The organism is Actinotignum inguinis (assembly GCF_051265835.1).
In the GTDB taxonomy this organism is placed as follows: domain Bacteria; phylum Actinomycetota; class Actinomycetes; order Actinomycetales; family Actinomycetaceae; genus Actinotignum; species Actinotignum timonense.
Window position 1 is genome coordinate 190,478 of the sequence record NZ_JBOZDP010000002.1, and the last position, 24,120, is coordinate 214,597.

The 24,120-nt window shown below is 62.7% G+C and carries 25 protein-coding genes; 20 read left to right on the forward strand and 5 right to left on the reverse strand.

Annotated elements, in window-relative coordinates; genetic code table 11:
* Positions 1-6 precede the first annotated feature (6 nt).
* A complete protein-coding gene (gene hemW / locus ACRQFC_RS02105) occupies positions 7-1,275 on the forward strand; it encodes a radical SAM family heme chaperone HemW (RefSeq protein WP_101594941.1) in 1,269 nt (422 codons plus the stop codon).
* Positions 1,276-1,309: 34 nt separating this feature from the next.
* On the opposite strand, the gene ACRQFC_RS02110 is transcribed toward hemW, so the two are convergent.
* From ACRQFC_RS02110 to ACRQFC_RS02120, 3 genes are all read right to left on the reverse strand, one after another.
* The gene (locus ACRQFC_RS02110; RefSeq protein WP_101594937.1) at positions 1,310-2,098 is read right to left on the reverse strand and encodes an SDR family NAD(P)-dependent oxidoreductase; all 789 of its coding nucleotides are present in this window, start codon (positions 2,096-2,098) and stop codon (positions 1,310-1,312) included.
* A 77-nt stretch (positions 2,099-2,175) separates the two neighbouring features.
* Positions 2,176-3,138, reverse strand: a complete 963-nt coding sequence (locus ACRQFC_RS02115; RefSeq protein WP_284889062.1) for a DMT family transporter — start codon at positions 3,136-3,138, stop codon at positions 2,176-2,178.
* Positions 3,139-3,319: 181 nt separating this feature from the next.
* Positions 3,320-4,177, reverse strand: a complete 858-nt coding sequence (locus tag ACRQFC_RS02120) for a DUF3097 family protein (RefSeq protein WP_284896423.1) — start codon at positions 4,175-4,177, stop codon at positions 3,320-3,322.
* Positions 4,178-4,319: 142 nt separating this feature from the next.
* Here ACRQFC_RS02120 and hrcA point away from each other — a divergent pair, with 142 nt between their 5' ends.
* The 19 genes from hrcA (at position 4,320) to ACRQFC_RS02215 (ending at position 21,668) form a co-directional block, all read left to right on the forward strand.
* Positions 4,320-5,339 (forward strand): heat-inducible transcriptional repressor HrcA, encoded by a 1,020-nt coding sequence (gene hrcA / locus ACRQFC_RS02125; RefSeq protein ID WP_026429424.1) that lies wholly within the window; start codon positions 4,320-4,322, stop codon positions 5,337-5,339.
* Positions 5,340-5,475: 136 nt separating this feature from the next.
* Positions 5,476-6,588, forward strand: a complete 1,113-nt coding sequence (gene dnaJ, locus ACRQFC_RS02130) for a molecular chaperone DnaJ (protein ID WP_284896359.1) — start codon at positions 5,476-5,478, stop codon at positions 6,586-6,588.
* Positions 6,585-7,370, forward strand: a complete 786-nt coding sequence (locus tag ACRQFC_RS02135) for a 16S rRNA (uracil(1498)-N(3))-methyltransferase (protein WP_284896360.1) — start codon at positions 6,585-6,587, stop codon at positions 7,368-7,370. Before dnaJ ends, ACRQFC_RS02135 begins: the two co-directional genes overlap by 4 nt.
* 6 nt (positions 7,371-7,376) lie before the next feature.
* Positions 7,377-8,348: a PhoH family protein gene (locus tag ACRQFC_RS02140; RefSeq protein WP_035277247.1), complete on the forward strand. Its 972-nt coding sequence runs from the start codon at positions 7,377-7,379 to the stop codon at positions 8,346-8,348.
* A gap of 110 nt (positions 8,349-8,458) precedes the next feature.
* Entirely contained in the window at positions 8,459-8,944 is a 486-nt protein-coding gene (ybeY, locus tag ACRQFC_RS02145; protein ID WP_026429421.1) for an rRNA maturation RNase YbeY, read from the forward strand.
* A 6-nt stretch (positions 8,945-8,950) separates the two neighbouring features.
* On the forward strand, positions 8,951-10,231 hold the full coding sequence (locus ACRQFC_RS02150) for a hemolysin family protein (RefSeq protein ID WP_284896362.1): 1,281 nt from the start codon (positions 8,951-8,953) through the stop codon (positions 10,229-10,231).
* A gap of 6 nt (positions 10,232-10,237) precedes the next feature.
* Positions 10,238-11,146 carry a GTPase Era gene (era, locus tag ACRQFC_RS02155; protein WP_284896363.1) on the forward strand — a complete coding sequence of 303 codons (909 nt, stop codon included), beginning with the start codon at positions 10,238-10,240 and terminating at the stop codon, positions 11,144-11,146.
* Between the two features lie 3 nt (positions 11,147-11,149).
* The gene (locus ACRQFC_RS02160; protein ID WP_284901279.1) at positions 11,150-12,754 is read left to right on the forward strand and encodes an alpha/beta hydrolase family protein; all 1,605 of its coding nucleotides are present in this window, start codon (positions 11,150-11,152) and stop codon (positions 12,752-12,754) included.
* 183 nt (positions 12,755-12,937) lie between these two features.
* Entirely contained in the window at positions 12,938-14,818 is a 1,881-nt protein-coding gene (locus tag ACRQFC_RS02165) for a 2-isopropylmalate synthase (RefSeq protein WP_284896367.1), read from the forward strand.
* Between the two features lie 11 nt (positions 14,819-14,829).
* Positions 14,830-15,561 (forward strand): DNA repair protein RecO, encoded by a 732-nt coding sequence (gene recO, locus ACRQFC_RS02170; RefSeq protein WP_284896369.1) that lies wholly within the window; start codon positions 14,830-14,832, stop codon positions 15,559-15,561.
* Positions 15,558-16,394: a polyprenyl diphosphate synthase gene (uppS, locus tag ACRQFC_RS02175; protein ID WP_284896371.1), complete on the forward strand. Its 837-nt coding sequence runs from the start codon at positions 15,558-15,560 to the stop codon at positions 16,392-16,394. The genes recO and uppS overlap by 4 nt, the downstream gene beginning before the upstream one ends.
* Before the next feature lie 65 nt (positions 16,395-16,459).
* Positions 16,460-16,981 carry a YbhB/YbcL family Raf kinase inhibitor-like protein gene (locus ACRQFC_RS02180; protein WP_284896373.1) on the forward strand — a complete coding sequence of 174 codons (522 nt, stop codon included), beginning with the start codon at positions 16,460-16,462 and terminating at the stop codon, positions 16,979-16,981.
* A gap of 28 nt (positions 16,982-17,009) precedes the next feature.
* Positions 17,010-17,576, forward strand: a complete 567-nt coding sequence (locus ACRQFC_RS02185) for a hypothetical protein (protein WP_284896374.1) — start codon at positions 17,010-17,012, stop codon at positions 17,574-17,576.
* Positions 17,542-18,303: a HisA/HisF-related TIM barrel protein gene (locus ACRQFC_RS02190; protein ID WP_284896375.1), complete on the forward strand. Its 762-nt coding sequence runs from the start codon at positions 17,542-17,544 to the stop codon at positions 18,301-18,303. The genes ACRQFC_RS02185 and ACRQFC_RS02190 overlap by 35 nt, the downstream gene beginning before the upstream one ends.
* A gap of 286 nt (positions 18,304-18,589) precedes the next feature.
* Positions 18,590-19,258 (forward strand): translation initiation factor IF-3, encoded by a 669-nt coding sequence (gene infC / locus ACRQFC_RS02195; RefSeq protein ID WP_087070840.1) that lies wholly within the window; start codon positions 18,590-18,592, stop codon positions 19,256-19,258.
* Between the two features lie 81 nt (positions 19,259-19,339).
* Positions 19,340-19,534 carry a 50S ribosomal protein L35 gene (gene rpmI, locus ACRQFC_RS02200; RefSeq protein WP_016442851.1) on the forward strand — a complete coding sequence of 65 codons (195 nt, stop codon included), beginning with the start codon at positions 19,340-19,342 and terminating at the stop codon, positions 19,532-19,534.
* Between the two features lie 37 nt (positions 19,535-19,571).
* The gene (rplT, locus tag ACRQFC_RS02205; protein WP_026429412.1) at positions 19,572-19,955 is read left to right on the forward strand and encodes a 50S ribosomal protein L20; all 384 of its coding nucleotides are present in this window, start codon (positions 19,572-19,574) and stop codon (positions 19,953-19,955) included.
* A gap of 77 nt (positions 19,956-20,032) precedes the next feature.
* Positions 20,033-20,746: a glycerophosphodiester phosphodiesterase family protein gene (locus ACRQFC_RS02210; RefSeq protein WP_284896377.1), complete on the forward strand. Its 714-nt coding sequence runs from the start codon at positions 20,033-20,035 to the stop codon at positions 20,744-20,746.
* An 82-nt stretch (positions 20,747-20,828) separates the two neighbouring features.
* The gene (locus ACRQFC_RS02215) at positions 20,829-21,668 is read left to right on the forward strand and encodes a TrmH family RNA methyltransferase (protein ID WP_284896378.1); all 840 of its coding nucleotides are present in this window, start codon (positions 20,829-20,831) and stop codon (positions 21,666-21,668) included.
* A 136-nt stretch (positions 21,669-21,804) separates the two neighbouring features.
* On the opposite strand, the gene ACRQFC_RS02220 is transcribed toward ACRQFC_RS02215, so the two are convergent.
* Together ACRQFC_RS02220 and uxaC are read right to left on the reverse strand one after the other, a co-directional pair.
* Positions 21,805-22,113, reverse strand: coding sequence for a hypothetical protein (locus ACRQFC_RS02220; protein WP_026429409.1), 309 nt, complete (start codon positions 22,111-22,113; stop codon positions 21,805-21,807).
* 211 nt (positions 22,114-22,324) lie between these two features.
* The gene (uxaC, locus tag ACRQFC_RS02225; protein WP_087070837.1) at positions 22,325-23,776 is read right to left on the reverse strand and encodes a glucuronate isomerase; all 1,452 of its coding nucleotides are present in this window, start codon (positions 23,774-23,776) and stop codon (positions 22,325-22,327) included.
* Between the last annotated feature and the right edge of the window lie 344 nt (positions 23,777-24,120).

Consider the following 24,120-nt stretch of genomic DNA (forward strand, 5'->3'; position numbering starts at 1 on the left):
GCTCCGATGGCGTCCCTCCCGCACGGCGAGCCGGCCCCGGCCTCCGGCGCGCTCCCGAACCCGGATGTGAGCGCCGGTTTTTCCGCCTACGTTCATATTCCTTTTTGCACAGTGCGCTGCGGCTATTGCGATTTCAACACCTATACCAAGCCGAGCTTCGGGCCGGGCGCGGGCCGCGATGATTTCCCGGCGTCCCTCGCCCGGGAGATTGTGCTCTCGCACGAGGTCCTCGATACCGGCACCAACCGCGGCGCGCTGCGGACGGTTTTCTTCGGGGGCGGTACTCCCACGCTGCTGGACGCCGGGCAGCTCGTCGCGGTGCTCGCGGAGCTGGAGCGCGCTTTCGGCCTGGCCGAGGGCGCCGAAATCACCACGGAATGCAATCCGGAATCCGTGGACCGCGCGGCTCTCGCCACCCTGCGGGCCGGCGGTTTCACCCGCATCTCCTTCGGGATGCAATCGGCCGTGCCCGAGGTGCTGCGCACTCTTGACCGCCAACACAGCCCTGGCCAGGTCGAACGCGTGACTGGCTGGGCCCGCGAACTGGGCCTGGAGTATTCCCTCGATCTTATTTACGGGGCGCCCGGGGAAACGATGGAGCAGTGGCGCACCTCGCTCGCGGCCGCCCTTGCCCTCGAACCCGCGCATATCAGCGCCTACGGGCTCATGGTGGAACCGGGCACCAAAATGGGGATGCAGGCCCGCCGCGGCCTCATTAGCCTCCCCGATCCGGACGAACTCGCCGATAAATACGAGGTCGCCGACGATATCCTCTCCGCGGCCGGCTACCGCTGGTACGAGATTTCGAATTGGGCCCGCCCCGGCCACGAATGCCGCCACAATTGCTATTACTGGGAGAACGCGAATTGGTGGGGGTACGGCCCCGGTGCCCACTCGCATATTAACGGGGTCCGGTTCTGGAACGTCAAACACCCACGTGCTTATGCGGATCGAGTCTGGGCGCGCGGAATAGGGAACGACGACGGCGCCGCCGCGCTCCGCGCGCCGGGCGAGGCGGCCGCGAGCCGGCCGGCCATTGTTTCGCCGGCCTTGGAGCGGGAAATTCTCAGCCCGGCCGAACAACGCGAAGAAAAAATCATGCTCGGTATTCGGATGAGCCGCGGAATTGATATTCCCGCCGGCGTGGATGCCGCGGTAGTGGAGGGCCTGGTTCGGGACGGTTTAGTTGAGGCAGAAAGCGCCCGCGCCGGGCGTCTTGTTCTGACCCGGCGCGGACGGCTCCTGGCTGATACCGTGACCCGGGCGCTCTGGTAGCGCGGGGTCTGGTTATTTCTGAACGTGCCGGGCGCTAACGCCCGGTGTAACCGGCATCCACGGCGATCACGGTGCTCGTCACGTAAGAAGCCGCATCGGAAAGCAACCACAGGGCCGGTTGCGCGATTTCGCGCGGGCTACCAAAACGATTGAGCAAGGAAATCATGGGTGCGTATTCCTCGCCGCTCGTACCCAGGGCTTCGAGTGCATCGTGCAGCATGGGAGTATCAATTGCGCCCGGGGCAATAGCATTGACGCGGATATTATGTGGCCCGTTCTCCACTGCTGCCACCTTGGTTAGGCCAATCACTCCGTGCTTGGCGGAAACATAGGCGGGGTTAAAGGGTTGGGGCCGAATTCCGGAAACCGAAGCGGTATTGACGATGGCACCTCCATCGCCTTGCGCGAGGAACTGCTTAATTTCGTACTTCATGCACAGCGCCACACCCTTGAGATCGACTTTCATGAGCTTATCCCAGTAGTCTTCATCGAATTCCGAGGTGAGCGCATTATCGGGGGCCGCCGCGGCATTATTGAAAGCACCATCCAAGCGCCCGTAGGTTTCTACCGCGGTAGCAACCATCTTTTGGACAGATTCGGAATCAGAAACATCGGTACGCACCGCAATAGCTTCGCCACCGGCCTTCTTGATGGTAGCGACAGTTTCTTCAGCGCCTTCCAGATTGTAGTCAGCGACGATGACCTTGGCGCCGGCTTCAGCAAAAAGAATCGATGCTTCGCGCCCGAGTCCGGAGGCTCCGCCCGTGACAATAACGCTCTTATCGGCAAGAACCGGGAAAGTGGTGACATTGTTACCCCGCATAGCTACTCCTTCGTGGTAGGGGACCATAGTCGCAATCTATCGAAGGGGCGCCGCGAAGGTCGTTCGTCGGGGAAGTTTTACGCTACGGGCCTACGCCGGATGCGCAGCGAGGGGCGCTTGATGCCGAGCCGGTAGCGGCGCTTCGGGGCCCGCCCGATGAGGAAAATTCCGAGCAGCATAATAATCGCGCCTAGCCATTGCAGGGCGGAGAGTCGTTCACCCACAAGAACCGCGGAAAAAACAATGGCGCTCAGCGGCTGAATCAAAATAAGGGTGGCGGCCACAGAAGGATTGACCAGCGGCATACTCGCCTGGCAGAACAACCACCCCAGCACCTGGCTGGATAGCGCAATAAGAATCATCCAGCCCCAGGAACTCGCCGACAGCGCGAGGGTGAGGGGCCCGTGAGTGGCAATGAGCAGCGGGGTGGACACCACCGTGGTAACCAGGCACACAATCGCCATGGCGGTGCCCTGGTGATGCGGCGAATTGGTGCGCCCCGTGAGGACTACATAAACGGTGTAGGTCAGACCCGCGAGCGCGGAGAGGATAATGCCACGTACCAGGTCAGATCCGCCTGCGCCGTCGAGAATACCGGAAAGCAAGAAAATCCCGCCGAGGGAAAAAGGTGCGGCTACGAAAAACATCCACGGCACCCGGTTGCGGAAGAACAGCCACGCGACCAAAGGTACCGCGAGGGCCTGCACGTAATTGACCACCACGGCGGAAACCGAGGGGCCGGCCAGTAGCACGGAGGGCGTCCACAGGGCCATATCCACCCCGAAGCACACCCCGCACACCGCGTAGAGTAGCAGATCAGCGCGCCGCATCGGCCCGTACTGGCGCCATTCGTGAACCACCATGGGCAGCAGGGCAAGGAAAGCTAAGCCGAAGCGGAAGAACACAATCGTGGTGGCGTTTTCTCCCGATAGCGTGATGAAGGGAGAAACAAGTCCCACGAGAACTGAAGCGACGGCGAGGGTGCCGCGCGGGGACGCAACAGCGATTTTGTCCACGAGGGAGCGGCGCTGGAGGGCCACGTGATCACAACTCCTGATAGGGGTGAAGAAGAACCGAAACAACGAGGGCAGCGGCTCCGGCCGGGGCCGGATAAGCGCACGCAGCAAGGATATACCCTGAGGGCATCGGGATTGTAGCTCGGTTCGCGTGGCGAAGCCGGCGGACGCGTGAGCTGCGGTGATGGCGCTCAGATAACGGCTACTACCGCGTTCCGGCGGCGGTGACGAAATCGATGAGTTCTTCCATGCGGCCCAGCAGTGCGGGCTCAATATCTTTATAGGAGTGCACGCAGGAGAGGATGTGGGCCCAGGCCCGGCCAATATCCTCGGCCGTTTCGTGCGGCCAGCCGAGCCGGCGCAGGGTACCCACTTTAATATCTTCCCCGCGCGGTACCTCCGGCCAGGCCCGCAAGCCGATCACAGCCGGTTTAATGGCCTGCCACACATCAATATAGGGATGGCCGAGCACCAGCACGCCCGGGCCGGCCACCCGCGCCGCGATCCGCGATTCTTTAGAGCCGGGTACCAGGTGATCAACCAGCGCGCCCAGGCGATGCTCATCATCGGGGGCAGTTTCCCGCACCACCGCTTCCAAATTATCGACCCCGAGTAATTCCTCGACCACCACACCTTCGAGGGCCAGATCCTCACCCCAGATCTTGGCTACCAGTTCGGCGTCGTGCTTACCTTCCACCCATATACGCGAGGCACGTGCGACGCGCGCCCGTGCTTTCACGTGAAAAGAACCGGAGGCGGTGAGGAGCCGGCCGCGCGGTGCCTCCACGCGTGGGGCGGTGATCTCCACCGGCTCGCCGTCGATCCAATAGCCTTTGCCCAGCGGGAAGGAACGGCGCACCCCGCCGCGGCCCTCCAGTTCCATCTGCCAGCGCCCGGCCACTTTCCCCACCGAGAGCACTTCGCCCACAAAGCCGGAAGCCACGTCTTCAATAAGGAGGCCGGGTGCCGCCGGGACGGGGCGGGAGGGGCGGCGGTGGTCGTGCGGGTCGTGGGCGAGCACGTCGTCGCCGTAGCGATCAGGCATTCCGGTAGCAGAGAACATCACGCTCTAAGGGTATGCGCTCAGGGTCCGCCCCGCGTAGAATTAGCACTCGAAGGTGTAGAGTGCTGAGCGGGCTCAAGATAACTCAAGGTAACACCAAGAGCATCTCGGTGGTTCCACGGCGCAGGGAGGAAGGATACCGGTGGCGGCAGAAGATCGGCGCGGGCGCGTTCTTGAGGCGATTGTGCGCGATTACGTCACCACCCGCGAACCGGTGGGATCCAAGGCCCTCGTGGAACGCTACGCGCTGGGAGTTTCCCCGGCCACCGTTCGCAATGATATGGCGGTTCTGGAAGAAGCCGGGCTGCTCACCCACCCGCATACTTCGGCCGGGCGTATCCCCACCGATGCCGGCTACCGGGCTTTCGTGGATTCCCTCACCACCGTTAAACCGCTCTCCCGGGCGGAACGGCGCGCCATTAGCCAAATCTTGGATGCCGCGGTGGACCTGGACGATGTGCTGGAGCGCGCGGCCCGCCTGCTTTCCCATCTCACCCAGCAGGTCGCGGTTATCCAATACCCGGCCCTCGATAAAGCGGTGCTGCGCCACCTGGAACTCATTTGGCTCGGCGCTACCCGGATTCTCCTCGTGGTTATTACCAGCGCGGGGCGGGTAGAACAGCGCGTGATCGCGGTGCCTCCGCACCTGGAGGGCCTGGATGTGGACGCGGTGAGCCGGGAAGTCACCACCCGCTGCAACGGCCAGCCGCTCACCACCGCGGTGGCAGTCCTCGCGGAGATTGCCGAGCGCAGTGAACCGGAAGCTGCCGCAGCCCTGCGCGATATTGCGGCAGCGCTCACCACCGCGGTGCATACCGGCGCGGAGGACCGCCTCACCATGGCCGGCACCGCCAATCTCTCGCGCCACTCGGTAGATTTCCTCCACTCGATTTCCCCGGTGCTGGATGCCCTGGAGGAACAGGTGGTGCTGCTGCGCCTCCTCGCCGCGATGGAAACTGATGTGGCGGTATCCATCGGCGTGGAAAATGACCATGAAAACCTGAGCGAGACCTCGGTGGTCTCCTCAAGTTACGAAGTAGCCGGGCATGAAGTGGCCCGGGTAGGCGTCGTCGGCCCTACCCGAATGGACTATCCCGGGAATATCGCGGCGGTGCGTGCCGTTGCCCACTATCTATCCGGTATTCTGTCCGGGCAGTCGTAGTGGCAGGCGTAGTGATGATCGCAGTGGTAGGGAACGGAACTATCGCAGCGTAGCGCGCGGCGCCGGGCGCGGTCACTCGGAGTCAAGCACGCCGGCGCGCGGGCAGGGCGCAGAAAAGAACAAAGACGGGAGAAATGTGGCTGATTTTTACGAAACCCTCGGGGTGGAACGCGATGCGAGCCAAGAAGAAATCCGCAAAGCGTACCTGCGCCTCTCGCGCAAATTACACCCGGATCACGCCGGTCCGGAAGCCGCCGAACGCTATAAGGAAGTCAACGAAGCGTATACGGTGCTCTCCAACCCGGATTCGCGCCGCCAATATGACCTGGGCGGACGCGGCGGGGGAGCCGGAGCGGCCGGTTTCGGTTTCGATATGAACGATATTTTCTCCACCTTCTTCGGGGGTGGGGGAATGCGCGCCGGCGGCCCGGCCCCGCGCGGGGAACGCGGGCGCGATGCCCTCCTCGGTTTGAGCATCGAACTGTCCGATGTGGTCTTCGGAGCCCAGCGCCAGGTGAGCGACTCCTTCTTCACCGTCTGCCCCACCTGCGCGGGCAGCGGCTGCGCGGCCGGATCCCAGCCGGTCACCTGCGGGGCCTGCCAGGGCCAGGGGATGGTCCAGCAGGTCACGAATTCCCTCTTTGGCCAGATGGTCACCCAGGTGCCCTGCCATACCTGCGAAGGCCACGGCACCGTTATCGCCGATCCCTGCCGCCCCTGCCACGGCACCGGTCGCATCCGCCAAGAAAAAACCCTCACCGTGGAGATCCCGGCCGGCATCGAGAACGGTATGCGCATCCGCCTGCGCGGCCAGGGCGATGCCGGAACCTTCGGCGCCCCGGCCGGCGATATCTTCGTGGAAATCCGGGTGGAAGAACACCCCATTTTCCAGCGCGTGGGCGATGAACTCCTCGGCGAAGTCCAGGTACCCATGACCTTCGCGGCCCTGGGCGGTAGCGTCACCATACCCACCCTGGATGGGGACCGCGAGCTGGAGATTCCCGCCGGGACCTCCTCCGGCGTGGTCCTCACCCTCAAGGGTCTGGGCGTGGCGCGGCTGCGCGGCAAGGGCCGCGGGGATATGCGGATCACCGTCGCGGTGAAAACCCCCACCGACCTGGATGAACGCCAACGCGAACTTCTGCGCGAACTGGCCGACTTACGCGGGGAAAGCGTGCAGGACGCCCAGCTTGCTGAGCAGGGCAAATCGTTCTTCGATAAATTGCGCGAAAGGTTGAGTTCGCTGTGACGCTCCCGCTTTTCTTCGCCGACTTCCCCGCCACCCGGCCCGGGGGCGGAGCCGGCGTCGCCCTGAGCGTGGGCCAGGAACTGAGCCTCAGCGGTGACGAAGCCCGCCACGCTGGCGTCATGCGTATCCGGGTAGGGGAGGAGATCCTCATCTCCGATGGGGAGGGCCGGCGGGCCCGCTGCACGGTGAGCGCCGTCGCTAAAAATGAGGTGCGCGCCCGCGTGGAGGAAGCGAGCGCGGAGCCGAAACCGGCCGGGCCGATCACCCTGGTCCAGGCCCTCGCCAAAGGCGGCCGCGACGAACAGGCCGTGGAAACCTGCACCGAATACGGGGTGTGGGATATCCTCCCGTGGGAAGCGGCCCGCTGCGTCGCCTCCTGGAAAAACAAAGAGGAGAAGGGCCGGGCCCGCTGGCAGGCAACGGCACGCGCCGCCGCGAAACAATCGCGGCGCAGCTATATTCCGCGCATCCGTTCCTTAAGTACGACGGCGCAGCTACCCCAGGCCCTCACCGGGAGCACCGTGCTGCTCTGCCACGAGGAAGCCGAACTGACCCTGGCCGAGGCGGTGGCCCGCGGAAAAGTGAGTACCGCGCACATAGCCGGCCCCGTGGCTGTCATTATCGGCCCGGAAGGCGGTATCGCACCGGAAGAAATGGAGATCTTGCAGGCAGCGGGGGCCATCCCGGTGCTGCTGGGAGCGCATGTGCTGCGCAGCGCCTCCGCCGGGGCCTACGCTTTGGCAAGTATCGCCACCGTGCGCGCGCTGAGCACGCTACTATAGGACGTAATGACGCACACAGAAAACAGCCAGCGCACCATTGTGGTGCCGGACCGGGTTTCCATGATTCATTTGCTCGGGCATCGTGATGACGTGCTGCGAACCCTGGAAGAACGGCTGGCCCCCACCACCATTCACGTGCTCGGCCACCGGATCACTCTGACGGGCCCGGCCGCGGAACTCGATCTTGCCGAATCGCTCATCGGGGAATTAATCGACGTCGTCGCCGAAGGTGAAATCCTCACCCGGGACGCGGTTGCCCGCGCCGTTGATATTGCGCGCGCCGGCGTGGCGCATCCCACCACGCTGCTGCACACCGATATTTTATCGAACCGCGGTAAAACGATCCGGCCCAAAAGCCTGGGGCAAAAAGCCTACGTGGACGCCATCGACGCCCACGATATTACCTTCGGGATCGGCCCGGCCGGCACCGGGAAAACCTATTTGGCCATGGCCAAAGCGGTGGTGGCCCTCAATGACGGGCAGGTCAAACGTATTATTTTGACGCGCCCGGCGGTGGAAGCCGGAGAATCCCTCGGCTTCCTGCCCGGATCTCTCACCGATAAAATCGACCCGTACCTGCGCCCGCTTTACGACGCCATGTATGACATGCTCGACGCGGATTCCATCCCGAAACTCATGGCGGCCGGCACCATTGAGGTGGCGCCGCTGGCCTATATGCGCGGGCGCACCCTCAACGATGCCTTCGTGATTTTGGACGAGGCGCAGAACACCACACCCGAACAAATGAAAATGTTCCTCACCCGGCTCGGCTTCAACTCTAAAATGGTGGTGACAGGCGATATCACCCAGGTTGATCTCGGGGCGAATAAAGTGTCCGGATTGCAGGTGGTGCGCCGGATTCTGCGCGATGTTCCGGGGATTCATTTCTCGGAGCTCAGCTCGGCGGACGTGGTGCGCCACCGCTTAGTTGCCGAAATTATTGATGCCTATGCCCGCTGGGATTCCCGGCAGCGTTAGCTCGGGGCGATAGGCGTGAGTAGCGGCGCGTAGTGCGGCGTACGCTGCGGCGTGCGTTGCGGTAGGGCAGTTTCGGGAGAAGCTAGGGAACGGTTGTCAGGAAAGACCACATGATAGAAGTAAATGACGAATCGAGTTTTAGTCCGGCTCCGGATCTGGAAGAGATCTCGGAGCTAGCCACCTACGTCCTCGATAAGATGCGGGTGCATTCTATGGCGGATCTGTCCATCGTGCTCCTCGATGAGGATGCCATGGCGGATCTCCACGTCACGTGGATGGATCTGGAAGGGCCCACGGACGTGATGTCCTTCCCCATGGATGAGGTGCGCCCGGCCCCGCCCGGCGAAGAACCGCGCCCGGGAATGCTCGGAGATATTGCGGTATGCCCGCAGGTTGCCAGCCGCCAAGCCCACGCCATGGGGCACTCCACCGCGGAAGAAATTCTGCTCCTCGTGACCCACGGGATTCTGCATCTGCTCGGCTACGATCACGCAACCCCGGAAGAAAAAGACACCATGTTCGCTCTGCAACGCCAACTCCTCCTCGTGTTCCTGTCCGAACGCGGGGGAGGCGATCCGCGCCCCACGGAGGTGTAAGAAAGGATGGATCACTTACCCGTGGCAGCGGGAACGCTGCCCTCCGCCCCGTTTTATATAGCCGCCGGACTGTGCCTCGTGCTTTCCTTGTGGTGCACGGTAGTGGGCGCGGCCCTCGGGCGCATGACCCGCACCGAAGCCGCGGAAATGTACGCACATAAGGAACGCGGTTCGGCGCGCGTGGTGGCCATTATGGCCCGCCGCCCGGCCGCCTCCATGGGCATCGCCGTGGTGCGTGCCCTCCTCATGGCCAGCTACGGAATCTGCTTCACTTTCGCCCTGGGCACGGATGTGGCGGCCTGGTGGCAGATCTTCCCCATTTTCTTCGGCGTGACGGTCCTGGCCCTCCTCGCTTTCGCCTTCTTCAACCCCCTGAGTTTCGGGGTGGAACGCCACCAGCGGGTGCTACGCAAAGCCACCTGGTGGCTTTCCCCACTCACCTGGCTGCTCTCGCTGCTCATCCGGGAACGCGAATTCTCACCCGAGGAAGCCGAACAGCGCCAAGAAGACCAGCTCGCCGTCATGGTGGAACGCGTGGCGGAATCCGAAGCCCTGGACGATGCCGAACGCGATATTCTGCAATCGCTTTTCGATATGGGTAATACCCTGGTGCGTGAGGTCATGGTGCCGCGTACCGATATGATCGCGGTGGAGGCGGATGAAACCCTGGACCGCGCCATTTCCCTCTTCACCCGCTCCGGTTTCTCGCGGGTGCCGGTCTACCGGGAATCCATTGATGATGTGATCGGCGTGCTCTACCTCAAAGACGTAATCCGGCGGGTGCACCGGCGCCACCAGCACGATGACCTGCGGGTAGCCGATCTGGTACGCGAACCGGTTTTCGTTCCGGAAACTAAGATTATTGACACCCTCATGCGGGAAATGCAGGCCGACCAGGTCCATATTGCCCTCGTTGTGGATGAATACGGCGGAATTGCCGGCCTGGTCACCATCGAGGACCTCGTGGAAGAACTCGTGGGCGAAATTTCCGATGAGCACGACCGGGCCCTCCCGGCCGTGGAAGAACTCGAAGCGGGAAGCTTCCGAATCCCGGCGCGCATGCCCATTGACGATCTGGGTGACCTCTTCGGAATCGAATTGGAGGACGACGACGTAGATACCGCCGGCGGCCTCTTCGCCAAGAGCATCGGGCGGGTCCCCATCCGTGGTGCCGAAACAACCGTGGCCGGAATCCACATGGTGGCCGACCGCTTCGAAGGGCGCCGGCGCCGGTTATCGACTATTATCGTTGCGCGCGAAGAAACCGAAGATGAGGGCGAGGACTAGAACACAATGACGGTGGAGAACACAGAATTTCGGGCCGGGTTCGCCTCGGTGGTGGGCCGCCCGAACGCCGGGAAATCAACCCTCACCAATGCGATGGTGGGGAAAAAGGTCGCCATTACCAGCGCCCGCCCGGAAACCACCCGGCGTATTATCCGCGCCATTGTGACCCGGGATGCCGGCCAGGTGATCCTTGTGGATACCCCGGGAATGCACCGCCCGCGCACCCTGCTGGGCGAACGCCTGGGCGATATGGTGCGCGATTCCATCGCCGATGTGGACACCATCATTATGTGCCTGCCCGCCAATGAAAAACTCGGGCCGGGTGATAAATACCTCCTCGATCTTGCGGTGCGCGCGAAAGTTCCCATGATCGCCGCGATTACCAAAACTGATCTGGTTACCCGCGAAGTCCTCGCGGAAAAAACTGTGGCCGTGGCGGCTTTCCACGATTTCGTCGAGATCGTGCCGGTGAGCGCAGCCACGATGGACCAGGTGGAACTCCTCACCGAGCAGATTATTAAGCAACTGCCCGTTTCCCCGCCGCTGTATCCGCTGGATGCCATCACCGACGAAACGGAAGAAACCCTCATCGCGGAACTGATCCGCGAAGCCGGCCTGGAAAAAATGCGCGAAGAACTCCCGCATTCCCTCGCGGTCACCATCGACGAAATTATTGAGGACACCGCACCCAACGGGGGCCCGTTGGTGCGCATCCATGCTTCGCTGCACGTGGAACGCGATTCCCAGAAGGGGATTGTTATTGGACGCGGGGGAGCGCGCCTGCGCCAGATCGGGCGCGATGCCCGCAAAGCGATTAAGGCGTTGCTGGGCACGCCGGTCTACCTTGATTTGCACGTGAAGGTCTCCAAAGACTGGCAGCGCGACCCGAAAATGCTGGATCGACTCGGGTTCTGATACGTGCGCCTGACTGATCTTCCCTACACCCCGCCTACCGATAATCCGCCGCCGGGGCGCACCCTGGTGCCGGCTAGCCACCTGGAGAGCGCGGAACGCACCGCGCGCCGGGGCTGGCGGCGCTGGCTGCCCACCCATAAACGCTTCGTCACCTGGCTGATTGTGGTGTTGGCCGCCGGGCTCATCGGGAGCGCCTTCGGCCCGGGCTGGAATCCGCAGCCCATGACCGCGGCGATTGCCCCGCAAACCCCGGATACCACCATTTCCACCGGGGTCCCCACCGCGCGGCTGGGAACCTACCAGGTGGCCAGTAGCACCGTCACGATCACCTTGCGCGATGGCACCCTGATTCCCGCCGTCGTCAAACGCCCGGTGGGCGCGGCTTCGGTGGTGCCCGGGATGCTTTTTATCCACGGCACCGGCACCTCTTCCGCGCGCGATTTCGGGCGGGAAACCGAAGCGATTGCCTCCACCGGGATTATTACGGTGGTTCCGGAAAAACGGGTGGCGAACTATACGACGACGCATCGCGATTACCTCCAGCTCGCCGCGGATTTTGAGGATGTGTACCGGGAGATGCTCTCCTGGGAGGATGTTGATGCGCGCCACTCGGGCCTCTACGCCGTATCCGAAGGCTGCTTCGTGGCCCCGATTGTGGCCACCAGCGCGAAGGCGGTCAATTACGTGGCCCTCATCAGCGCGCCGGTGCTCCCGATCCGCCAGCAGGGGGCCTACGCGGCGGACGCCTACCTGCGCGAAATTCACGCCCCGGCCCGGCTGCGCGCCGCCATCCCGAAACTCATCGGCCAGGATTTTGGCCCCGATACCTTCCGCTATATCGATTTCGATGCGGCCCCCTACGAGAAGCAGATGACCATGCCGGTCCTCATGCTCTACGGCACGGCCGATAATTCCATGCCGACCATCCAGGGCCCGCAGATGATGGCCCGCTACCTGGAAGAGGCCGGCAATAGCGCGCTCACGGTGCGCTATTACAAGGACGCCGACCACGGCCTCCAGATCAACCGCAGCAAGCTTTCACGCGCGGCCATGCAAGATACTGCGGATTGGGTCAATGGTTTACCCTTTACGGCGACGGCGCAACCGCGGGTGGCCGGTGACCAACCACGGCAGGCCTTCGTGGCCCCCACCCTCGCGGCCGGCGGGTGGTTCACCGCCCAAACAGCGCTCTATATTGCGCTAGGAGGCGTGGCCCTCCTGGCGGTGAGCATCGTGCTGGTGGCGGTGTGTTGGATTCCGGTGCGCGGGCATCGCCTCTCGAATTTCTCCGGATCGGGGGCAGCTCTCAATCTCGCTTCCCTCTCGGTGGTGGGTGCCTGGGCGGTCTTCCTTGTGTATTTGGTGGCCGTTGCCCATATCGCGCTCACCTATTCCCATAATCTGCTGATCGTGCAGGGCGGTTTCGCCCTTGTTCACCTGGCGGCGCTAGGTGCGGCGTGGATGCACGTGCGGGCCGCGTTCCGCAGCTGGAATGCCCGGCCCGGCATGGGGCGTATCGCGCGGGTTACCACGCTGCTCACTTTGTGTGCCCAAGCGGTGCTGCTCATGAGCTTGGGATACTGGAATGCTTTCCCGGCGGTCCTGTAAGTCTCACATCGCGGACAAATCTGTGCATATTCAGCTAGCTGAGGGGTTAGAGTTATGCCTATGGGTACCTCTCGCCTTCTCCTTATGAGCCGCCGCGAGCTTATTCGGCTCCTCGCGGCGGGTTAAGCTGCGCCGTCGTTCTTAAAATTGACCGCCACACAAAAAATAAAAGGTGACCACCCCATGAAAACTTCCGGATACACGCACCGTCAGCGCCCCTCGGGTATGCCCTTCTACAAGTATCGGCCCTTCCTGGATACAAATCCGATTGCACTGCCGGATCGTACCTGGCCCAATAATCGTATTACCAAGGCGCCGCGCTGGCTCTCCACCGATCTGCGCGACGGCAACCAGGCCCTTATCGAACCGATGGATATGATCCGCAAACGGCGGATTTTTGATCTGCTCGTCAAGATTGGCGTGAAGGAAATTGAGATCGGTTTCCCGGCGGCCTCCCAAACCGATTGGGATTTTGTGCGCTCCCTGGCGGAAGACGGCGCGGTGCCTGACGACGTGACCGTCTCGGTTCTCACCCAGTCGCGCCCCGAACTTATTCACCGCACCATCGATGCGCTGGCCGGATTCCCGCGCGCCACCGTGCACCTGTACAACGCCACCTCGCCGGTTTTCCGCGATGTGGTTTTCGGCTCCTCCAAGGAAGCCATCCGCGAACTGGCCATGGCCGGAACCCGGGAAATCGTGGCATACGCCGAAAAGGTACTTCCGGACGATCTTATTTTCGGCTTCGAATATTCCCCGGAAATCTTCGTGGATACTGAAATTGATTACGCTCTTGAGGTGTGCTCATCGGTCATGGATGTGTGGCAACCGGATGCCGAGCGCGAAATTATTATTAATCTTCCCACCACGGTGGAACGCGCCACCCCGAACGTCTACGCCGATCAAATCGAATACTTCTCCCGCCATATCCCCAAGCGCGAATACGTAGCGCTTTCCGCGCATAACCACAATGATCGCGGCACCGGGGTGGCCACCACCGAATTGGCGATGCTCGCCGGTATTGACCGGGTGGAAGGCTGCCTCTTCGGGCAGGGGGAGCGCACCGGAAACGTTGACCTTATTACGGTGGCCATGAATCTTTATTCGCAGGGAATTGATCCGGAGCTGGATCTTTCCGATATTGATGCCATTGTGGATGTGTGCGAAGAATGCACCGGGATTGAGGTGGGCCCGCGGGTGCCCTACGCCGGTTCGCTTGTCTACACCTCGTTCTCCGGCTCCCATCAGGACGCCATTAAGAAGGGGATGCAACGCCGGGCCGCGGATCTGGCCGCAGCCGGGGGAGACGAGCGGCAGGTTCCCTGGGCCTTGCCCTATCTGCCCATTGACCCCAAGGATGTGGGGCGTACCTACGATGCCATCGTGCGGGTTAATTCCCAGTCCGGCAAAGGCGGGGTTGCCTACCTCATGCAAACCACCCGCAACCTGGACCTGCCCCGGCGCATGCAAATCGAACTCTCCCGCATCGTGCAAACCTGGACGGAGCGCACCGGCGAAGAAGTCAGCGCGGATACCCTGTGGGATATTTTCGTGGACGAATACCTCCCGCTCTCGCAAGGATACGGGGAGCAGGAGCCGGCGGGCGCTGCGGCGGTGAAGCCGGCGGGTGCAACGAGCGCAGCGGGTTCGGCCGGCGCGGCGGGCGCTGCGGCCTCGCAGAACGCACCTGGCGCGCCGGGTACGACCAGCACCCCGTGGGGCCGCTACCGTTTGCGCGCCCTGGAATTCACCAATAACAGCGGCGGGGTGACCGATATTAGCGCCGTCGTAGAAACCCAGGCGGACGGCGTGCAGCACAGCCTGCACGGCAGCGGTAACGGACCTATCCACGCTTTCGTCAATGCCATGGAACAGCTGGGCGAACATATCCACGTGCTCGACTATGCCGAACACACCCTGAGCGAGGGTACGGATGCTTCGGCGGCCGCCTATGTGGAATGCGAGATTGATGACCAGGTGCTGTGGGGCTGCGGTATTCACACCTCCACGACACGCGCCGGCCTCAAGGCGATTATCTCGGCTGTCAATCGCGCGCACCGCTAAACTGGGAGCCAGTGAAACTCTATCGGGATGAAGGAATAGTCCTGCGCACGCAGGACCTGGGGGAAGCGGACCGCATCGTCACCCTGCTGGCACGCGCGCACGGTTTGGTGCGCTGCGTGGCCAAAGGGGTGCGCCGCACCCGCTCCCGATTCGGGGCGCGCCTGGAGCCGTTCACCTACGTGGATGTGCAGCTCTACCGGGGGCGCAGCCTCGATATTGTCACGGAAGTGGCCACCCTCAATCCTTTCGGGCGGGCTATCGCGCCCGATTTTGAAGCCTACGCGGCCGCGAGCACCATGGTGGAAGTCGCGGAAAAACTCGGGGCGGAAGGCGAACCGGATAGGGCCCACTACCGCCTTCTCCTGGGCGCCCTCAATTCCCTGGCTGCCCGCCAGCACGCCCCCTATCCAATTATGGATTCCTACCTGCTGCGCGCCATGGCGGTATCCGGGTGGGGCCTGGCGGTGACCTCCTGCGCGCTCTGCGGCAGCGGGGATGATCTCACCGCCTTCCATGTGCAAGCCGGCGGCCTGGTGTGCCGGCGTTGTGCCCCGCGCGGGGCCGCCTATCCGGGCGAAGATACCCGCAGGCTCCTCGCGGCCCTGGCGCGCGGAGATTGGGAAGTTATTGACGCGCTGGCCGGCAGCGCCGGGGAAACCGCACACGGATATATTTCCGCGTATGTGCAATGGTATTTGGAACGCAAGGTACGTTCCTTGCAGATCGTGAGGTCGGCATCATGACAGACGAGCACCCGAATCGAGCGCAGCTGGACCACCTCCCTCACCTGGAGCGCCCCACCCCGGCCCACCGGCCCGGCATCACGCCCCCGCCACTGGGGCAGGTGCCCGAGCACGTAGCCATCGTGATGGACGGCAACGGGCGCTGGGCGAATGCCCGCGGGCTGGCGCGAACCGAAGGCCATAAAGCCGGCGAGCGTTCCCTCATGGACGTGGTGGCCGGCGCCCTGGAAGTGGGAATCGCAGAGCTCTCCGTCTACGCTTTTTCTACCGAAAACTGGCGGCGTTCGCCTTCCGAGGTGCGTTTCCTCATGGGATTTTCCCGCGATATTATCCGCGCCAACCGCGACCAGCTCCACGAATGGGGAGTGCGAGTTCAGTGGGTGGGCCGCGAGGGCCGGCTGTGGCGCTCGGTGCTGCGTGAAATTCGCGCCGCGGAAGAACTGACCGCGGGAAATACCCGGATGGTCCTCAATCTGTGCATTAACTACGGCGGGCGCGCGGAAATCGTGGATGCGGTGCGCGCGGTGGCCGAGCGGGTGGCCCGCGGGGAACTCAAAGCCGAGCGCATTAGCGAAGCAACTCTGACCGCCCAGCTCTACGCCCCCCGCATGCGCGACGTCGATCTCCTTATCCGTACCGGCGGGGAATACCGCACCTCCAATTTCCTCATGTGGGAAAGCGCCTACGCGGAACTGTATTTTTCCCCGCTGCCCTGGCCGGAATTCGAGCGTCGTGCCCTGTGGGAAGCCTGCGCCGCCTACGGGCAGCGCGAAAGGCGATTCGGCGGCGCCGTCGACAAAATTGCGCCGGAAGGCGCGGCCTCATCACGCTAGACTGGACTAAGCGCGCCCGCCGCACGGCCGCGGCGCCACGCATCAAGCACGCATAAGGAGCGGATATGACCACCCACGATCCCTACGCCGGAGTGCCGGCCGGAAGCGTTGATCTTCACCTCACCTCCGATGATTTCGCGAACGGGGAAGCCCTGCCCGAAAGCGCAACCGGCACCGGCACCACCCCGGGCGGCGCGGACCGCAATCCGCAACTGGGCTGGGATATCCCGCCGGAGGGCACGGTGAGCTTGCTCGTCTCCTGCTATGACCCGGATGCTCCCACCCCGTCCGGTTACTGGCATTGGACGGTTGCGAATCTGCCCGCCGATACCGCCGAAATTGCGGCCGGCCGCTCTGATGACCTTCCGGCACCCGCCCTCACTTTGAAGAACGACGGCGGAACCCCGAGCTTCCAGGGCGCCGCCCCGCCGGCCGGCCACGGCCCGCACCGCTATATTTTCGCGGTGCTCGCCCTCGATACCGTACTGGATATCGATGCAGAAACCCGGCCCGCGGTGGCGTATTTCCTGGCGCGCGAACACGTGCTCGGCCGCGGCCTGCTCACCGGCACCTGGGAAAATAACTAATAACGAAGCGCAAGGGGAGGATAACTCGATGACTGACGTGCGCACCTACGCGGTACTCACACCTTTTGATAGCGCGGATGCCCTCGCGGCGCTCTGCGCGCTGCACGGCCTGGACGTGCAGGTGGTGGCCACGGATTCCGGGGCGCTGGTGTACCGCCAGCTGGAAACGCCCGTCTACGATGAATGGGATATCCGCAATATCACCGGCCCGGATCCCGATGAGGAACCCGCCTCCCTTTCCGACGACGCGCCCGCGGTGGCCGGAATGCTCTCCCGTCTCAGCCCCTACGGTTCCATTCTTATTGACGTCAATCTGGATAAAGAATCTACCGGTTTTGAACCGGGCGTATCCGGGATGGTGCGCGCGCGGCGTTTCTTCGCTGGCAAGGCCGATGAGGAAATCGCTTCCGGTTTGCTGCTCAACTCCCTGGATCCCATCGTGGAGGAGCTCCTGCTGGGGGAGCGCTCCATTACCGACTGTGAGACCTGGGATTCTGCGCAGCTCACGCAGGCAGATATTGAGAAGATTCTGCGCAAAGTAGCGCGGGGCGAAGATGGTAATGAGGATTCCGCGGGGGATCGCGATGAGCTGTGAGCTGCTCGTTGCGGTAGATATTCGGGCGGGGCGTTCCGCGCGGCTGGGCAGCGGCCCGGAAGCGTGGAGTGACCCGGCCGCGGCTATCGCGGATTTCCGGGCGGCCGGGGCGCAGTGGATTCACCTGGTGGATCTCGACCTTGTATACGGCACCGGGGATAATTTCTCCCTGCTGGAGCGCCTCATGGAGAGCAGCCCGATGCGCTGGGAGCTTTCCGGGGGAATCGACACCCCGGAGGTGCTCGACCGTGCCCTCGCTACCCGCGCAGAACGCATTAACCTCGCGACCACCGCCCTGCGGGATCGCGCGTGGGTGGCGCGGGTACTGGCGCAGCACGCGGACCGGGTTGCCGTATGTCTTGATGTCGACGGCGCCCGGGTGGTTGCGCGCGGTGCCGGTACCGATGTTGGGGAGTTGCGTGAGGTTATAGATTTTCTCGACGACGCCGGTGCGCGCCGCTATATCGTCACGGATCGAACCCGAGATGGCGCCCTCGCCGGGGCTAATCTTGAGTTACTCCAGCGGGTCGCGGAGCTGAGCCAAGCGCATATCACCGCCTCGGGCGGTATGGCGACGCTTGCCGATCTGCGCGGCGTTCGGGAGCTGAGCGAGCGCGATGCGAGCGCGGATGGTCATTCGCTCGGCCGCGTGGACTCCGTCATTATTGGCAAAGCCTTCTACGAAGGCAACTTCACCGTTGCCCAAGCCCTCGAGGAGCTTGCCTGAGCGGTGAGTTCCGTGGCTGCGGGGCGTGGCTGCGCCGTTGCATGTGGGGAGAATAACCCGCGGTGTTATCCGTAACTCATGCCGATGTGCTAAACTAGTACGGTCAATCCGGCATTCTGCCGGAACGCAAGTGGAGAAATCCCACCTAGCCGCCCGCCCGGGCCGCTGTTTCGAAAAGAAATTTTCGGAAAAGGAAGGACCGGGTCATATTCAAAGGGTAGCGGGTTCGTAACATGGCCGTTTGGCGTGCCGTGTCACCTCGGGAGTACTCCGTGCGTTGTCCACGTTGAGGAACAGAGGAACTGCAATTAACAACGAACCGCGTGTAAATGATCGCATCCACGTCCCTAAGGTGCGCCTTGTTGGCCCCAGCGGTGAACAGGTTGGTGTGGTGCGCACGGAAGATGCGCTCCGCCTGGCCGTTGAGGCGAACCTTGACCTGGTGGAAGTTGCTCCGAATTCCAATCCGCCGGTCGCGCGCCTCATGGACTACGGGAAATACAAGTACGAATCCGCCCAGAAAGCTCGGGAAGCTCGTCGTAACCAGGCCAATACTCAGATCAAATCCATCCGGATTGGGCTGAAGATTGACGGTAATGACTACAACACCAAGAAGTCGCAGGCGGAACGTTTCCTGAACGCCGGGGATAAGGTCAAATTCGATCTTCGTTTCCGCGGCCGTGAACAATCCCGCCCGGAAATGGGTGTGCGCCTGCTCTCCGGCCTGGCTGAAGAACTCGCGGAAATTTCCACCGTGGAAGCAGCACCTCGCGCTGACGGACGCAATATGTCCATGGTTCTTGCGCCCACGCGGCGGAAGTCCGAAGCGAAGTCCGATCAGCGGCGTCGTCGTGAAGCTGAACGCGAGAACCGGCGCGCGAAAGCCGCCAAACGCGCGGCCGAACGCAACGCAAAAACCTCCGAAACGGATAACAACGCAGCCGCAACCGAATAAGTTGCCTTGTGAAAGCGCGCCCGCGGGCGCGAAAGATCTGGTAGATCAAATGTGCCCCCGGGGCACGAGTGAGGATGAACAATGCCCAAGATGAAGACGCACTCCGGTGCGAAGAAGCGTTTCCGCGTGACGGGAAGCGGCAAGCTCATGCGCGAACAGCGCAATAAGCGCCACCTGCTGGAGCACAAGAGCTCCACCCGGAAGCGTCGGCTCTCGCGCGACCAGGTTGTGGACAAGTCCAACCTTCGCGAAGTTAACCGTCTGCTCGGCCGCTAGATTCGTCCGACGAAAAGTTTTGTAAAAGGAGAAAAACATGGCACGCGTCAAGCGCTCCGTTAACGCCAAGAAGAAGCGTCGCACTACCCTCGATCGGGCGTCCGGCTACCGCGGGCAGCGGTCCCGCCTCTACCGCAAGGCCAAGGAACAGGTCACCCATTCCTTCGTCTACAACTACCGCGACCGCAAAAAGCGGAAGAACGACTTCCGCAAGCTGTGGATCACCCGCATCAACGCGGCCGTGCGCGCCGAAGGCATGACCTACAACCGCTTCATCCAGGGCCTGGGCCTGGCCGGAATTGAAGTTGATCGCCGTCAGCTCGCTGAAATGGCCGTCAATGATCCCACCGGTTTCACCGCGGTGGTCAATGCTGCCAAGGCTGCGCTTCCGGAAGACGTGAACGCACCCAAGGTTGCCTAAGCTTTTTCAAGCGTGATGCATCAGCGGCCCGAGTGACGATACCTCGTTACTCGGGCCGCTGCGTTTAGACTACAATCATGAAACTTTTCGCCCACCGCGGCCTGTCCGCCGACGCCCCCGAAAACACCATGGCTGCATTCCGGGCCGCCTACCAGGCAGGATTCACCTGGATCGAAACGGATGTGGATATCACCGCGGATGGCACCCTCCCGCTGTGCCACGACGCCACCCTGGAGCGCACCACCACCGGCCACGGGCGCGTCGATGAACTCCGCGCCCAGGACCTGGAAACGCTGGACGCCGGCTCCTGGTTCAGCCCCGGCTTCGCGGGAGAAAAAATCCCCACCCTCGGGCAGCTCGTCGATTTTGCCCTAGAGACTGGGATGGGCATCAATATCGAAATGAAACCCTGCGCGCAGGGCGGCGAGCAGGCTCGCGCCCTGGTTCGTGCGGTGGCGCAACAAGCCCGGCGGCTCGGCCCCGAGCGGGCGCTCGTCTCCTCTTTCTCCCACCTGCAACTGGCCGAATTCGCGCGCCACGCCCCGGAAATCCCACGCGGAGCGCTATTCGAGCGCGCGACCTTCGGGCCGGATTGGCGCACCGTCCTTGACCTCACCGATGCGCGTTACCTGCATGTGAGTGACGACGCCGTGACCGCGGCCGTGGTGGCGCAGGCCCGCGCGGCGGGCCGAGACGTGCACGTCTACACAGTTAACAACCCCGAACGTGCCCGGCAACTAGAACGCTGGGGCGTGGCCGGCATCTTTACCGACGGCTTCGTGCGGCCCTAGCGGCTCCCGACAACCCACAACCTGCAACCTACAACCTACAACTTGCCGCCTACACCTACCCCTACAGAAAAAGAAACAACCCGTGAAAAGCACACCCGCATCGCATACCCAACTCACCCGCGCCGCCCGCCTGCACCGCCCCCAGCAGCGCGAACGTTTCCGGCAAACCCTGGTGGAAGGTCCCGGGGCCGTTCAAGAACTCCTCGCGCACCGCGCGAATCTGGTTCGCGACGTTTACTATACGAAAGCGAGCCTCATTTCCAACCCGGAGCTCGGTGACCTCATCAAAAATGCCGGCGTCTACCACCACCCGCTCAACGCCGATGAGATACAGGCCCTCTCCGAAGATGCGCGCGGCGTTGTGGCCGTTATCGATATTCCGGAAACTCCCGCGCTCACCCCCACGGTCAAGGAAGCAAAGCTGGTGCTGGCCACCGCGAATATTCAAGACCCCGGTAATGTGGGGGCCATTATTCGGGCCGCGGATGTGGCCGGATGCGATGCGGTGCTCCTCGGGCGCGGCAGCGTGGAACTGTGGTCCCCGAAAGTTATTCGCTCCTCGGCCGGCTCCATTTTCCACCTCCCGGTTCTCGATTCCATTAACGTCAGCAAGCTCGACGGTGTGCTTGAGCGCGCGGGCATCAGCTTCCTAGCGGCCACCGGCGAGGGGGAGTGGGACTTGGCCACCCTGGTGGCCTCGGCGAACGACGCCGCCTACCTCGGGCAACCACCCCTCGGCCCGGATCTCACCCGGCCGGTGTGCTGGCTGCTGGGCAATGAAGCGCACGGCTTCGCGGATGTGGATGCCAATGTGGATGCGACCGTCGCCATCCCTATCTACGGGAAAGCCGAATCCTGCAATGTTGCTATGGCCGCCGCGATCCTTTCCAGTACGACGGCGATGATCCAGCACCGCCCCTAAATAAATACACAGGGTAAGCCACGCGGGCGGCGAAGAATCTTCTTCGCCCCCCGCTGCGGGGCACCCGCTGCCGGGTAACCCATCGCTACTGAGGTGGATATATCAGTACTGGGTGGATGTACCGATAATGGTGGATTTACTTGTTATCGGAGAGGTTGTCCTTGACGTCCTCGAACTTTTCCTTAGCGGCATCACCGGCATCGGAAGCGGCATCCTTGACCTTTTCGCCAGCATCCTTTGCCTTGTCACCGGCATCGGAGGCCTTCTCCTCAGCCTTATCGCCGTGGTCCTTGTCCGTGAGTTCGTCCTTGACTTCCTCGAACTTTTCCTTCGCAGCATCGCCCAGCTGGCCCGCCTTATCGGCGGCCTTCTGGCCGAATTCCTTGGCCCGATCAAAAGCCTCGGTTGCGCCTTCCTTAATCTTGTCCACAAATTCGTTCGCCATGGCGACTCCTTTCCATTGATTAATGAAACAAGTCGATCATAGCAAAGTGGCGGCCGTCACTTCACATTAAGGTAGTTAAACACTTGGCCGTGCGCGAACGTATCGCGCACGGCCAAATTCTCAGTCCCGGGTAGTTCGTTACGGAGCTGCACTCCAGTTCCAGAGCGGTACTCCGGTCACCGACGAGTACCCGTTACGTGGGCGTGTTTCCTTACTTCGCGGTGGTCCCGCTCAGCTTGGAGGTATCCACCCGGAAGGCCCGAGCCGGAATCGTGGTCACGAGGGCTTCGGATACCTCGAGGGCTTCATCAAGCTCCAGGCGATGTTCGGCCACCATCCGTGCCAGGTAAACCGAGTCCATCCGGCGGGCGACGTCGTGCCGTGCAGGAATGGAAGCGAAGGCGCGGGTATCGTCGATCATCCCGGAGGTCTTGTAGAAGGTGCCGTAAGGGGTGACCTGTTCGCGGTAGCGCAAGATTGCATCGGGCTCATCGATGAACCACCACGGGGCGCCCACGTACACGCTCGGGTAGTATCCGGCCAGCGGGGCCAGTTCGCGCTGGTAGACATCCTGATCGATGGTGAAGAAAACAACCTGGAAGTTCGGGTTGTCTCCGTATTCGGAAAGCATGGGCTGCACGTTATTCGTGAATTCCACAGCCATGGGCACATCGCCCCCGACATCCGCACCCAGGCGCTCGAAGGCCGCCTGGTGATGGTTGCGGTACACGGCCGGGTGGAAGGTCATGACCAGGCCGTCCTCGCAGGCCAGGCGCGCCTGGTCGTTGAGCATATGCCGGCGCAGGGCTGCGCCATCTTCTGGCGAAATCTTGCCGGCCAGGGCCAGCTTGTAGAGTTCGGCCGCCCGCGCTTCGGGCAGGCGTGCCGTACCCGGATCGCGATGCGAGTGATCGGAGGATACCGCGCCCATCTCCTTGAAGAAGAGGCGGCGCTTGCGCATGGCTTCCACGTAGCCTTCGTAGGTGGACACATCCTGATCGGCTGCCTGGCCGAGCGCCTCCACATTGGCCTTGAAGTCCGGGGTGGCCGGTTCGAGGTACTTATCGGGGCGGAAGGTAGGCGGAATATAGCCTTCCCAAGTGGGATCATCCAGGAGCTGCTTGTGGTAGCGCAGGTCCGAAACCGGATCATCGGTGGTGGCCATCATTGCCAGGTTGAAACGCTTGTACAGCGAGCGGGGGAGGAATTCTTCCGTCTTGAGGAGGGCGTTGATGTGATCGTAGATCTCATCGGCCGTTTCTTCGGAGGGGCGCACATGCACATCGAAGACGTCCACGAATTCGGATTCAAACCAGCCCTGCACCGCGGTACCGCGCAAAGTCCACCAGTTCTTGCAGAACAGGCGCCAGGCCGCGCGGGACTTTTCGGGGGAGAGCGGGCTTCCTACCGGCACACCCAGATCGGCCAGATCCACCCGGCCCACCGCGTGCAGGAGGCGGTTGGTGTAGTGATCCGGGGTGAGGAGCATGCTCGTGGGATCGGTGAAGGGAGTATTGAGAGCGAGCCATTCGGGGGGAACATGGCCGTGCGGGGAAATAATGGGATGCTTCTTGGTGACCTCGAAAATTTCGCGCGCCAGTTTCCGCTGCGTCGGATCTGCCGGGAAAAGCCGGTCCGGGTTGAGAGTGAGGGGCGTCGACATTGAATCCTCCTATTTTTGAGCCGGGCGCGGGGCTTTCCCTCGCCTCGGCTTGCTTCTTTTAAGGTACTCCACCCCGCCCGGGGGCACGCGGGCACGGAGACCGGGTGCGTAGCCAACGGCGACGACGCCGCGGCCCGCTCTCTCACTTTACGCGAAAACATGCGGTTTTCGGGAGAGTATTTGAGAGCTAGAAACGGGAATTTCTAAATGTGAAAAATATCATGGTGGTGGCGAAAGGGTGCGCGTCAGCGCCGTCGTCGTGCTAAAAACCGCGAGAATCCGCGGTTTTCAGAGAATCTCCCCGGCGGCACGTTCCTCGTCCACGATACGAACGGGGGAGCTAG